General features: G+C 69.0%; 11 protein-coding genes, 1 tRNA gene and 1 pseudogene. 6 read left to right on the forward strand and 7 right to left on the reverse strand.

The window, feature by feature from the left end; genetic code table 11:
• Positions 1 to 77, reverse strand: a tRNA-Ile gene (locus TW83_RS11435).
• 106 nt (positions 78 to 183) lie between these two features.
• Here TW83_RS11435 and purM point away from each other — a divergent pair.
• Both purM and purN read left to right on the forward strand, forming a co-directional pair.
• Positions 184 to 1,224, forward strand: a complete 1,041-nt coding sequence (gene purM, locus TW83_RS11440) for a phosphoribosylformylglycinamidine cyclo-ligase (RefSeq protein ID WP_045982906.1) — start codon at positions 184 to 186, stop codon at positions 1,222 to 1,224.
• Positions 1,221 to 1,808 (forward strand): phosphoribosylglycinamide formyltransferase, encoded by a 588-nt coding sequence (purN, locus tag TW83_RS11445; RefSeq protein ID WP_045982907.1) that lies wholly within the window; start codon positions 1,221 to 1,223, stop codon positions 1,806 to 1,808. The genes purM and purN overlap by 4 nt, the downstream gene beginning before the upstream one ends.
• On the opposite strand, the gene TW83_RS11450 is transcribed toward purN, so the two are convergent.
• Complete coding sequence (locus TW83_RS11450) at positions 1,805 to 2,407, reverse strand: thiamine phosphate synthase (RefSeq protein WP_127898765.1); 603 nt, start codon at positions 2,405 to 2,407, stop codon at positions 1,805 to 1,807. The two genes, purN and TW83_RS11450, sit on opposite strands and share 4 nt — an antisense overlap.
• 68 nt (positions 2,408 to 2,475) lie before the next feature.
• Here TW83_RS11450 and TW83_RS11455 point away from each other — a divergent pair, with 68 nt between their 5' ends.
• From TW83_RS11455 to TW83_RS11465, 3 genes are read left to right on the forward strand one after another with little or no spacing between them, the layout of a single operon-like run.
• A complete protein-coding gene (locus TW83_RS11455; protein WP_045982909.1) occupies positions 2,476 to 3,204 on the forward strand; it encodes an RNA methyltransferase in 729 nt (242 codons plus the stop codon).
• Positions 3,205 to 3,239: 35 nt separating this feature from the next.
• Positions 3,240 to 4,385 (forward strand): heme A synthase, encoded by a 1,146-nt coding sequence (ctaA, locus tag TW83_RS11460; RefSeq protein WP_045982910.1) that lies wholly within the window; start codon positions 3,240 to 3,242, stop codon positions 4,383 to 4,385.
• Positions 4,382 to 5,851: a carboxypeptidase M32 gene (locus TW83_RS11465; RefSeq protein ID WP_045982911.1), complete on the forward strand. Its 1,470-nt coding sequence runs from the start codon at positions 4,382 to 4,384 to the stop codon at positions 5,849 to 5,851. Before ctaA ends, TW83_RS11465 begins: the two co-directional genes overlap by 4 nt.
• A 105-nt stretch (positions 5,852 to 5,956) precedes the next feature.
• Here the strand turns inward: TW83_RS11465 and preA are convergent, their stop codons facing one another.
• The 5 genes from preA to TW83_RS19390 all read right to left on the reverse strand — a co-directional run bounded on the left by preA (position 5,957) and on the right by TW83_RS19390 (position 11,054).
• Positions 5,957 to 7,255, reverse strand: coding sequence for an NAD-dependent dihydropyrimidine dehydrogenase subunit PreA (preA, locus tag TW83_RS11470; RefSeq protein WP_045982912.1), 1,299 nt, complete (start codon positions 7,253 to 7,255; stop codon positions 5,957 to 5,959).
• A 12-nt stretch (positions 7,256 to 7,267) separates the two neighbouring features.
• The gene (locus TW83_RS11475) at positions 7,268 to 8,623 is read right to left on the reverse strand and encodes an NAD(P)-dependent oxidoreductase (RefSeq protein ID WP_045982913.1); all 1,356 of its coding nucleotides are present in this window, start codon (positions 8,621 to 8,623) and stop codon (positions 7,268 to 7,270) included.
• 97 nt (positions 8,624 to 8,720) lie between these two features.
• Complete coding sequence (locus TW83_RS11480) at positions 8,721 to 10,019, reverse strand: sensor histidine kinase (protein ID WP_045982914.1); 1,299 nt, start codon at positions 10,017 to 10,019, stop codon at positions 8,721 to 8,723.
• On the reverse strand, positions 10,016 to 10,675 hold the full coding sequence (locus tag TW83_RS11485; protein WP_045982915.1) for a response regulator transcription factor: 660 nt from the start codon (positions 10,673 to 10,675) through the stop codon (positions 10,016 to 10,018). Before TW83_RS11485 ends, TW83_RS11480 begins: the two co-directional genes overlap by 4 nt.
• 10 nt (positions 10,676 to 10,685) lie before the next feature.
• Positions 10,686 to 11,054, reverse strand: coding sequence for a PepSY domain-containing protein (locus TW83_RS19390; protein WP_052714847.1), 369 nt, complete (start codon positions 11,052 to 11,054; stop codon positions 10,686 to 10,688).
• 132 nt (positions 11,055 to 11,186) lie between these two features.
• Here TW83_RS19390 and TW83_RS11495 point away from each other — a divergent pair.
• Positions 11,187 to 11,892: pseudogene (locus tag TW83_RS11495) on the forward strand (hypothetical protein); the annotation flags it as partial.

Raw genomic sequence — 11,892 nt, forward strand, 5'->3', positions numbered from 1 at the left:
TGGTAGGCCCGGCAGGACTTGAACCCGCAACCAAGGCGTTATGAGCGCCCTGCTCTAACCAATTGAGCTACAGGCCCCCGCAGCACGCATTGCCTAGTGCCGCATGGCGGTCAGGTCAAGCTTGGGCGTTGCCCAATGGGTGCGGTTCCGCTATCGGGGGGCCGACATCAGCCGGGGGCCGACATGACACAGAACGGGATCAGCTATCGCGACGCAGGCGTCGACATCGACGCGGGGAACGCTCTGGTCGAACGGATCAAGCCCGCCGCCGCCGCCACGCAGCGGCCGGGCGTCATGGATGCGCTTGGCGGGTTCGGCGCGCTGTTCGACCTCAAGGCTGCGGGCTATGACGACCCGATCCTGGTCGCCGCCACCGATGGCGTGGGCACCAAGCTGCGCATCGGCATCGACACCGGACATCTGGATGGTCTGGGTCAGGACCTGGTCGCGATGTGCGTGAACGACCTCGTCTGCCAGGGTGCCGAGCCGCTGTTCTTCCTGGACTATTTCGCCACCGGCAAGCTGTCCGTCGACGAAGCTGCCCGCGTGGTCGAGGGGATCGCCCGCGGCTGCAAGGCCTCCGGTTGCGCCCTGATCGGCGGAGAGACCGCCGAGATGCCCGGCATGTATCACGACGGCGATTTCGACCTTGCGGGCTTTGCGGTGGGCGCGATGAACCGCGGCGCGGCGCTTCCCGCGGGCGTGGGGCAGGGGGACGTGCTGCTGGGCCTGGCCTCGGACGGCGTGCATTCCAACGGCTACTCGCTGGTCCGCAAGGTCGCGGAACGCGCGGGTCTGGCGTGGTCCGACGCCGCCCCCTTCGCCGACACCACCCTGGGAGAGGCGCTGCTGACGCCCACGCGGCTCTACGTCAAGCCCGCCCTGGCCGCGATCCGCGCGGGCGGCGTGCATGCGCTGGCCCATATCACCGGCGGCGGCCTGACCGAGAACCTGCCCCGCGTCCTGCCCAATGACTTGGGCGCGGACATCGACCTGGGCAGCTGGCCGCTGCCCCCCGTCTTCGCCTGGCTGGCCCAGGCCGGAGGGATTGAGACGTCCGAAATGCTCAAGACCTTCAACAGCGGCATCGGCATGATCCTGGTCGTGGCCGCCGACCGCGCCGATGCGCTAACCGACCTGCTGTCCCAGCAGGGAGAGACGGTGCATCGCCTTGGCACCGTCACGGCGGGCGCGGGCGTACGCTATTCCGGCACGCTTGCGTGAAACGGGTCGCGATCCTGATCTCGGGGGGCGGGTCGAACATGATCCGCCTGCTGCAGGACATGACCGGCGATCACCCGGCGCGCCCCGTACTGGTCGCGTCGAACGATCCGCAGGCGGGCGGACTGGCCCGTGCCGCCGAACTGGGCGTGCCGACCGCGTCCGTCGATCACCGGGACTTTCCGCGCGACCGGGCGGGGTTCGAACAGGCGCTGCTTCAGCCGCTGCTGGCGGCCCGGCCAGACATCATCTGCCTGGCCGGCTTCATGCGCATCCTGACGCCCGAATTCGTGCAGCGGTTTCAGGGGCGGATGCTGAACATCCATCCTTCTCTTTTGCCCAAATACCCCGGTCTCGACACCCATGCCCGCGCCATCGCCGCCGGTGACGCCGAGGCCGGCTGCACCGTGCACCTGGTCACGCCGGAACTGGACGCTGGGCCGGCCCTGGGGCAGGCGCGCGTGCCGATCCTGCCCGGCGATGACGCCGCGACCCTGGCCGCGCGTGTGCTGGTGCAGGAACACCGCCTATACCCGGCGGTGCTGCGGCGGTTCGCGTCAGGCGACCGGACGCCCCTGGTCCTTTAGCCCCACAGCAGGGCCAGTGTCGCGGCCGGGTCTTCCTGGGTCCAGATCTCGGGGCCCAGGGCGATGAAGTCGGTGATCGGCGTCAGCTGGGTGATCAGCTCTCGTGTGATGGCGCCTTCGGCCACGACCGGCACCTCGATCATCTCGGACCACCACTGGAACAGCTCCAGCTCGACCGGATCGCCACGATAGAGCGCGCTGTCGCTGACCGGACCAAAGGCGACGTAATCCGCACCCGCCTCGGCCGCGTTCATGCCCTCGTGGCGCGACGTGCCGCAGAACGCGCCGACGATCGCGTCGTCGCCCAGCTCCTTTCGGGCATAGCGCACGGCCTTGGCCCCGTCGTTCAGGTGCACCCCGTCCAGCCCGTGGCGCAGCGCCAGCTTGACGTGATCGTCGATCACCACGGCCACGTCGCGGGCATGGGCGATCTCGCGTGCCATGTCGGCCAGGCGGCCCAGCTCGTCCTCCTCGGCGCCGCCGCGGATGCGCAGGCAGGCGGGGGCCACGCGGTCCATCACCTCGGCCAGCATCGGCGCCAGGCTGGATGCCTGGGCGCCGGCAGGGGTCATCAGGTACAGTTGAGGGGCGTCGGTCATGGCGATCTCCTTTGTGTCGCAGATAGCGCAGCTTGCCCGCCGCCGCCAGACGGACTATCTGCCGGACCATGCAGATCGAACGCCAACCCGTCATCATCCTCGTGCGCCCGCAGATGGGCGAGAACATCGGCGCGGCCGCCCGCGCCATGCTGAATTTCGGCCTGACCGACATGCGCATCGTCGATCCGCGCGACAGCTGGCCCAACCCCAAGGCCGTCGCCATGGCCTCGGGGGCGGCGGGCCGCGTGCTGGACACGGCCCGCGTCTATCCCACGCTCGCCCTGGCGATGGAGGGCATCGACTATGCCTATGCCACCACCGCGCGCGGGCGCGAACTGACCAAGCCCGTCTTCACGCCCGCCACCGCGATGGCCCAGGCCCGCGCCCATGATGGCCGCTCCGCGATCATCTTCGGCCCCGAACGCACGGGGCTGGAGAATGACGACATCGCGCGGGCCAACGCCATCGTGACGGTGCCGGTGAACCCCGATTTCCCGTCGCTGAACCTGGCCCAGGCCGTCCTGCTGATGGGATACGAATTCGGCCGCGACATCCTGCCGCCCGAACCCGCGCCCCATCTGCGTCGGTCCGAGGCCGAAGCCCCCGCCGACCGCATCGAGATCGAGCGGTTGGGCGACCATTACGACGACCAGCTGACCCAGGCCGGATTCTTCTTCCCGGAAACCAAAGCCGCGTCGATGCGTCTGAACATGCGCAACATGTGGTCGCGCCTGACCCTGACCAAGGGCGACGTGCGGATCCTGCACGGCGTCCTGCGTCAGTTGACCCGGCGCTGACCCGCCCCTAACCTCCGCCCGAAAGGAGCCTTGCGATGGCCAAGCGACCTGTCTTCCAGGAAGTCTCGGACCCGACCGCAGCCCGACCCGTCCAGACCACCGGCATGATCGATGCCCGCCCCCGCGGCGCGCGGCGCGCGATCCGCGCCTGGCTTGCCGTGCTGTTCGTGCTGGTCCTGGCGATGATCGTCGTGGGCGGCGCCACGCGCCTGACCGGGTCGGGCCTGTCGATCACCGAATGGAAACCCGTGACCGGGGCCATCCCGCCCATGAACGCCGCCGACTGGCAGAGCGAATTCGACCTCTACCGCCAGATCCCGCAGTACCAGGAGCTGAACCGCGGCATGTCGCTGTCGGAATTCCAGTACATCTACTGGTGGGAATGGGGGCACCGCCTGCTGGGCCGCGTGGTCGGTCTGGTCTGGGCACTTGGCTTCGTCTTCTTCTGGGCCACGTCGCGCATTCCCACGGGCTGGACGCCCCGCCTGCTGTCCCTGGGGGCGCTTGGCGGCCTGCAGGGCGCGATCGGCTGGTGGATGGTCAGCTCGGGCCTGAACGAGGGGATGCTGCGTGTCGCGTCCTATCGCCTGGCCACGCATCTGGGCATCGCGTTCCTAATCCTGGGCCTGATCACCTGGTACGTCCTGCAATTGTCGCGGTCCGAGGCCGAGCTGATGCGCGCGCGCCGCGCCGGAGAGGCCAAGCTGTTCCGCATGTCCACGGGGCTGATGCACCTGACCTTCGTGCAGATCCTGCTGGGCGCGCTGGTCGCGGGCATCGACGCGGGCCGCACCTATACCGGCTGGCCCACCATGGGGGGCGAATGGATCCCGGCGGCGATCTGGGACGGCACCCTGGGCTGGCGGAACTTCTTCGAGAACCCGGCCCTGGTGCAGTTCATCCACCGCATGACCGGCTATCTGCTGGCGATCTTCGCCGTCGTCGTGTGGCTGCGGGCGCGCCGCTCGCCCCATCCGGTGACACGGGGCGCCTTCAGCGTCATGATCGTGGCGATGGCCGCCCAGATCGGGCTGGGCATCCTGAACGTGATCCACGCGTCGCCCCTTCACCTGGCCCTGACGCACCAGTTCGGCGCCGTCGTGCTGTTCGCGATGATCCTGCGGGCGCGCCACCATGCGCGCTATCCCTTTGAAACCTCGATCCGGGGGGCGATCCGATGACCGCGCTGACCGACCTGCTGGCCTTCCAGCGCCAGACCGAAGCCCTGTCCTCCGTCGCCGAACGGTTGGGCTGGGACCAAGAGACCGTGATGCCCCGCGGCGCCGCCGAACAGCGCGCCGAGGAGATGGGCGCGATGGAGGAGGTGCTGCATGACCGCCGCACCGATCCGCGCATCGGCGAATGGCTGGACGCGGCCGATCCGCAAAGCCCCGCCGACCGCCGCGCCGTCCAACTGATCGCGCGCGATTTCGCCCGCAGCAGCCGCATCCCCGCGCGGCTGGCCTCCGAGCTGGCGCGGCTGACCTCGCTGGCCCAAGGCATCTGGGCCGAGGCCCGCGCCAAGGACGCGCCCGCGGATTTCCTCCCGACCCTGGATCAGGTCCTGATGCTGAAGCGCGAGGAGGCTGCGTGCCTGGCCGATGGCGGCGATCTTTATGACGCGCTGCTGGAGGATTACGAACCCGGCATGACCGGGGCGCGTCTGGCGACGCTGTTCGACGCGATGCGCCCGCGCCTGGTCGCGCTGCGCGACGACGTCCTGGGTGCCGATCAGCCGCAGGCGCTGAAGGGCCATTTCCCGCAGGAAACCCAGCTGCGCCTGGCCCGCGCCTGCGCCACGGCCTTCGGTTATGACTGGACGCGGGGGCGGATGGATCTGGCCGTGCATCCCTTCAGCTCGGGGCGCTGGCAGGACAGCCGCATCACCACGCGGGTGGTCGAGACGGATCCGTTCAACTGTCTCTACTCCACCATCCACGAGGTCGGCCATTCCAGCTATGAACTGGGCATCGATCCCGATTACGCCTTCACCCCCCTGGGGCGCGGCGTGTCCATGGGCGTCCACGAAAGCCAGAGCCGCATCTATGAGAACCAGCTGGGCCGCGGCCGCGCCTTCACCGGCTGGCTGTTCGAACGCATGTCCGAGGCCTTCGACGGGCTGAACATCACCGATCCCGACGCATTCTACGCGACGGTCAACCGCGTCACGCCGGGCTATATCCGCACCGAATCGGACGAGGTGCAGTACAACCTGCACGTCATGCTGCGCTTTGATCTTGAACGAGACCTGATCTCGGGGCGGCTGGATACGCAGGACCTGGAGGCGGCGTGGAACGCGCGCTTCCTCAAGGATTTCGGCGTCGCGGTCGATCGTCCCGCGAACGGCGTGCTGCAGGACGTCCATTGGTCGGTGGGCCTTTTCGGCTATTTCCCGACCTATGCCCTGGGCAACGTCTATGCAGGCTGCCTGAACCAGGCCCTGCGCGGCGCTGTGCCCGATCTTGACGCGTCCCTGGCCCAGGGCGACGCGACCCCCGCCACCGAATGGCTGCGCGAGAACGTTCAGCGCCACGGCGGCCTGATGACCCCGACCGAGGTGATCGAGACCGCCGCGGGCCAGCCCATCGGCCCCGACCCGCTTCTGGACTATCTGGAACAGAAGTTCGGCCGCATCTACGGTCTGTGATCGTCCCGCATGACAAAGCCCCGCGGCCATCGCCGCGGGGCTTTTTCGTTCACCAAATACCCTGCGGATGGCCCGGGGGGCGCAAGGCTCCCCAGCCGCATCGGATCACTCGGCGGCGCGGGCCATCGGGTTGTTCGGATGGCTGGTCCAGTTCGCGTATTCGCCGCGCGGAATGCCGGTGCGCTTGTCGATCTCGCCGATCTCCAGCTCTCGCATGGTGATGCAGTCCTCGACCGGACAGACATCGACACACAGGTTGCAGGCGACGCATTCCTCCTCGATCACCTCGAAAACGCGGCCCGGCTTCATGGCAATGGCCTGGTGGCTGGTATCCTCGCAGGCGGCATAGCAGCGGCCGCAGCTGATGCAGGCATCCTGGTCGATCACCGCCTTGGTGACATAGTTCAGGTTCAGCTGCTGCCAGTCGCGCACGTTGGGAACCGCGCGGCCGATCAGGTCTGACAGGCCCATCTCATGGCTGTCCAGATAATCGTGCAGGCCGGTGATCATCTCCTGGACCACCTTGAAGCCATAGGTCATCGCCGCCGTGCAGACCTGCACATTGCCCGCGCCAAGCGCCATGAACTCGGCCGCGTCGCGCCAGGTGGTGACACCGCCGATGCCGCTGATGGGCAGGCCCGCGGTCGCCGGGTTGCGCGCGATCTCGGCCACCATGTTCAGCGCGATGGGCTTGACCGCCGGGCCGCAATAGCCGCCGTGGCTGCCCTTGCCGTCGATGGTGGGCTGGGGCGCGAACAGGTCCAGATCGACCGAGGTGATCGAGTTGATCGTGTTGATCAGGCTGACCGCATCGGCGCCACCCCGCCTGGCGGCCTCGGCGGGCTTGGTGACATCGGTGATGTTGGGCGTCAGCTTCACGATGCAGGGCATGCGGGAATACTGCTTGACCCACCGGGTCACCATCTCGATGTATTCCGGCACCTGGCCCACGGCCGATCCCATGCCGCGCTCGGCCATGCCGTGCGGGCAGCCGAAGTTCAGCTCAACCCCGTCGGCGCCGGTATCCTCGATCTTGGCCAGGATGTCGCGCCAGCTGTCCTCGTCGCAGGGCACCATCAGGCTGATGATCAGCGCCCGGTCGGGATAGTCGCGCTTGACCGACTTAATCTCGCGAAGGTTTACCTCAAGGGGTCGGTCGGTGATCAGCTCGATGTTGTTGATGCCCAGGACGCGGCGGTCGGCACCGTGGATCACGCCGTATCGCGGGCCGTTCACGTTGACGACGGGCGGGCCTTCGGACCCGAGCGTCTTCCACACCACGCCGCCCCAACCGGCCTGGAAGGCGCGGCGGACGTTGTATTCCTTGTCGGTCGGCGGGGCCGAGGCCAGCCAGAAGGGGTTCGGGGACTTGATCCCGATGAAATTGCTGCGCAGGTCTGCCATGATCTCGCGTCCTCACCCGGGGATTTCGACGGGACGTCCGGTCAGCCGGGCGTCGATGTCTTCTGCCGCGTCGCGGCCTTCGGCCACGGCGGTCACGGTCAGGTCGTCGCCGCCGGATGCGCAATCGCCCCCGGCCCAGACCCCGTCCAGCGTCGTGCGGCCCGGCCCCGTCACCAGGATCTTGCCGCCCGCCAGCTCCAGCCCCTCGGGCGCGCCCTCCAGCCGCTGGCCGATGGCGCGGAAGACCTGGTCGGCCTTCAGCCGGAAGCGGTCCTCGGTCAGGACCATCCCGTCGGGCTCGGCGCGGGTGTAGGCGAACTCGACCTCGGTCACGGCGCCGTTGCCATGGACCGCGACGGGGGCTGCGTTGCAGATGATCCGCACGCCGCTGGCGGTCGCATGGTCCTGTTCGTGGCGGCTGGCGCCCATGCGGTCCTGACCGCGGCGATAGACGATGCTGACGTTCTCGGCGCCCAGCAGACGGGCCTGTACGGCAGCATCCACGGCGGTCATGCCGCCGCCGATCACCACGACGTCGCGGCCGACGGGCAGGGTGCCCAGATCGCTGGCCTGGCGCAGGTCGCGGATGAAGCTGACGGCGTCCAGCACATGCGTGCGGTCCTCGCCGTCTGCGCGCAGCGCGTTCACGCCGCCCAGGCCCATGCCCAGGAACACCGCATCGTATTCGGACTGCAGCGAGGCCATGGTGATGTCGCGGCCGATCGCCTGATCGTGGCGCAGCTCGATCCCGCCGATGCCCATCAGCCAATCCACCTCGGCCTGCGCGAAACCGTCCACGGCCTTGTAGCTGGCGATGCCGTATTCGTTCAGCCCGCCGGGCTTGGGCCGCGCCTCGAAGATCACCACGTCATGGCCCTTGGCGGCCAGGCGGTGCGCGCAGGCCAGACCCGCGGGGCCCGCGCCGACCACGGCCACGCGCTTGCCCGTGGGGGCGGCGCGCTTGAAGGGGTGCGACCCTTGCGCCATCAGCCCGTCTGTCGCGTAACGCTGCAGCGCCCCGATCTCGACCGGCTTGCCCTCGGCCTCCATGCGCACGCAGGCACCCTCGCACAGCTGTTCCGTGGGACAGACACGGGCGCACATGCCGCCCAGGATGTTGGCGTGAAAGATCGTCATCGCCGCCGCATCCGGCGTGTCGGTCGCGATCTGGCGGATGAACAGCGGGATATCGATGCTGGTCGGACAGGCCGTGATGCAGGGCGCGTCATGGCAGAAATAACACCGGTCAGCGGCCACATGCGCCTCGTGGCGGTCCAGCGGCGGGGCGACATCGACGAAGTTCGCCGCCAGCTGGTCGGGGGTCAGTCGTCCCGGCACCACGCCGGGGCTTAATCTCGCTTGGGACATTTTCGTCTCCTGGCTCACCTGTTGGTGAAATCAGGCTGACACAGGTCCATTTTTTTATCAAATGGTAAAATATGGGCCGCAAAGCTTTGCGGAAATTTCAGGCAGGCAGGTCCAGGATGGCAGCCAGACCGCCCAGATCGGACCGTTCCAGCCGCAATTCGCCGCCATGCAGCGCCGCCAGATCGGCCACGATGGCCAGGCCCAGCCCCGCGCCGGGGGCGCCTAGTTCGTCCAGCCGCGCGCCGCGCATCAGGGCCAGGGGGGCCTGGTCGGGCGACAGGCCGGGACCGTCATCCTCGATCCGCAGGATCAGGCGGTCCGGCGGGGTGCGCACGGTGATCCGCAGGCGCGTGCGCCCCCATTTGGCGGCATTCTCGGACAGGTTGCCGATCATCTCCTCCAGGTCCTGGCGTTCGCCGGGAAAGGCCGCGTCCGGGGGGCAATCGACATCGGCGGTCATGCCGCGGTCGGCCAGGGGCCAGCGCAGCACCAGCAGGATGTCGTCGACGACCGGCGCGACCGGGGTCCGCTGCCCCAGCAGGCGCGGCCCGGCCTGACGCGCGCGGCGCAGGTGCCAGCCGATCAGGCGATCCATCCGCGTGATCAGGGCCTGGCCCTGATGATCGGGCGGCAGCTCGTTCGACAGGGCCGCCAGCGGCGTCTTCAGCGAATGGGCCAGGTTCCCCAGATGCTGGCGCGACCGGGTCAGAAGGGCCGCGTTCTGGTCGAGCGCCGCGTTGATCTCTGACGCCAGGGGGCGCAGTTCGGACACGTCGGGGCGGGCCAGTCTGTCGCTGTCGCCCGCGCGCACGCGGGCCAGATCGGCGCGCAGGCGGTCCAGACTGCGCAGGCCAAGCGTCACCTGGATCACGCTGGCGGCGGCCAGACCCAGCCCCAGCACCACCAGCGCGACCGCCAACGGGCGCACGATCTGCGCCAGGCTGCCCTCGATCTCGGCCAGGGGGGCGGTCACGGTGACCGCGATCAGGGCGTCGCTGTCGGGAATGGTCAGCTCTCGGCGCAGGACGCGCAGGCCCGCCGCATCGGCGTCGCGGCCCATCGCGCCGGTCAGATCGCCCGCGGGCCCGGTCAGCTGCCCGTCCAGCAGCGACGGAGATCGCGCCACCGTCGCATCCCCCGCCACGACCTGCCAGTACCAACCCGACAGCGGCAGGGTGAAGCGCACGTCCAGCGGCGTGTCGTCCAGTTCGACCCGGTCGTCGTCGACCTCCAGCTGGCCGATCAGGCTGTCGGCGATGGCCAGCGTCTCGGCGTCGAACCGGTCGGTGACGAAATCCTCCAGCAGCTGCGCGATCAGCAGGAACGCTCCCAGCAGCGCCGCCGTCAGCCAGACTGCCGCCAGCAGCAGCAGCCGGCCGCGGATCGACCGCGTCACGCCGACCTCAGGACATAGCCCTCGCCGCGGCGGGTCTCGATGATCCCGTCGCCGACCTTCTTGCGCAGGCGGCCGATGACGACCTGGATCGACTTGAAGTCGCGGTCCGTCTCGGCCTCGTAGAGGTGTTCGGACAGTTCGGTCCGGCTGATGACGCGGTCCTGATGGGTGATCAGATAGGTCATGATGCGTTGTTCAAACGCCGTCAGCCGCAGCGCCATCCCGTCCAGGGTGATGACGCACAGCTGGCCGTCCAGCTGCAGCCGCCCGGCCGCGATCTGCGGGCGCGCATGGCCCGCGGCACGGCGGATCAGGGTCTGGGCGCGCAGCACGACTTCCTCCAGGCGAAAGGGCTTGACGGCGTAATCGTCGGCGCCCGCGCGAAAGCCCGCCACCTTGTCGGTCCAGTCGCCGCGCGCGGTCAGGATCAGGACCGGCATGGCGATGCCCTGGTCGCGCCAGCGGGTCAGGACCTCGATCCCGGGCAGGCCGGGCAGGCCCAGGTCCAGCACGGCCACGTCATAGCTTTCGGTGGCGCCCAGGAACTCTCCCTGGGTGCCGTCTGGGGCGATGTCGGTCACGAAGCCGGCCTGGATCATGGCCTGGGACAGCTGGTCGGCCAGCAGGGGGTCGTCCTCGACGATCAGGGCGCGCATGTCAGGTCCTTCAGTCTTGGGTGCGGGGCGCGCGGCGCGCCTCCAGCTGGCCGCGTCCGGCCACTTCCAAAAAACGCCCGGTGCGGGCGTCCACGCGGATGTTGAGGATGTTGCGCTGCGTGGTCAGCAGGCGGAACTCATAGACCAGCTCGACCCCCGTGGCGCGTTCGGCGGGGCGGGGCGGGCGCGTCTCGGCCGCGACCAGGCGGCCGTCATAGCGCGCGGTGACCGCCTCGGCCATGCGGTGGAACGGTTGCGGCTGAAAGCTGGTGGCCCAGGGGTCCGGCGGGGGGGCGGCCGGGGGCGCAGGCTGCGGCAGTGCCGCCAGCGGCGCCATCAGGGCCAAGACCAGGATCAGAGGATTCGGGGCACGTGTCATGGGGCCACTATGCCCTGTCCGGGGGAAATGGAAACCAAACGGCGCGTTGGCGATCCGTTCGGGTGCGTTGGGCTAGAAACGATTCGCAGAAGGCCGGAACCGCCGGCCGACATCGACCCAAAGGAGTGTCACATGACCCGCAAGCATCTTGCATCCACCGCCGCCCTGATCGCCGTCATGGCCGGGACCGTTCCCGCCATCGCCCAGACACCCGGCGTCGAGCTGCCCTCCATGCTGCAGGGGCTGGACCTGGACCGCATCAGCTTCGAGACCAAGCGCGACGGCCAGCGCGAATATGAGGGCTATCTGCCGGACGGCACCCAGATCGAGGCCGAGTTCGACATGGCCGGCAACCTGATCAAGATCGAGGCAGACGACGGCAGCCTGCCCGCGCCGCTGATCGATGCCGCATTGCCCGGTGCCGTGCGCGGCACGCCCGCGATGGCGCTGTTCGCCCGCTTCGAGGAGATCAAGCAGACCCCGCGCCACCTGGAGGTCAAGGGCTGGCAGGAGAACGGCGCCGAGGTCGAGGTCAAGTTCGCCCCCGACAACAGCCTGATCGAGATCGAGACCGACGACACCGCCCTGCCGCAGCCGATCATCGACGCGATCCTGCCGCAGGCCGTCCGCGGCAACGAGGTCATGGCCCAGTTCGGAATGATCGAGGAGATCAAGGCCGAATACGGCCGCTTTGAGGTCAAGGGCGAGGATACCGGCGGCCAGGACATGCGCGCGGCCTTTGACGAGGCGGGGGCCGTCCTGCGGTTCGGCCGCGACGACGACCGCCGCGGCGGGCGCGACCACGATCGCGGGCCGCGCGGACACGGCCCGCGGGGTG

It is taken from the genome of Paracoccus sp. S4493, assembly GCF_000967735.1.
Lineage (GTDB): Bacteria > Pseudomonadota > Alphaproteobacteria > Rhodobacterales > Rhodobacteraceae > Paracoccus > Paracoccus marcusii.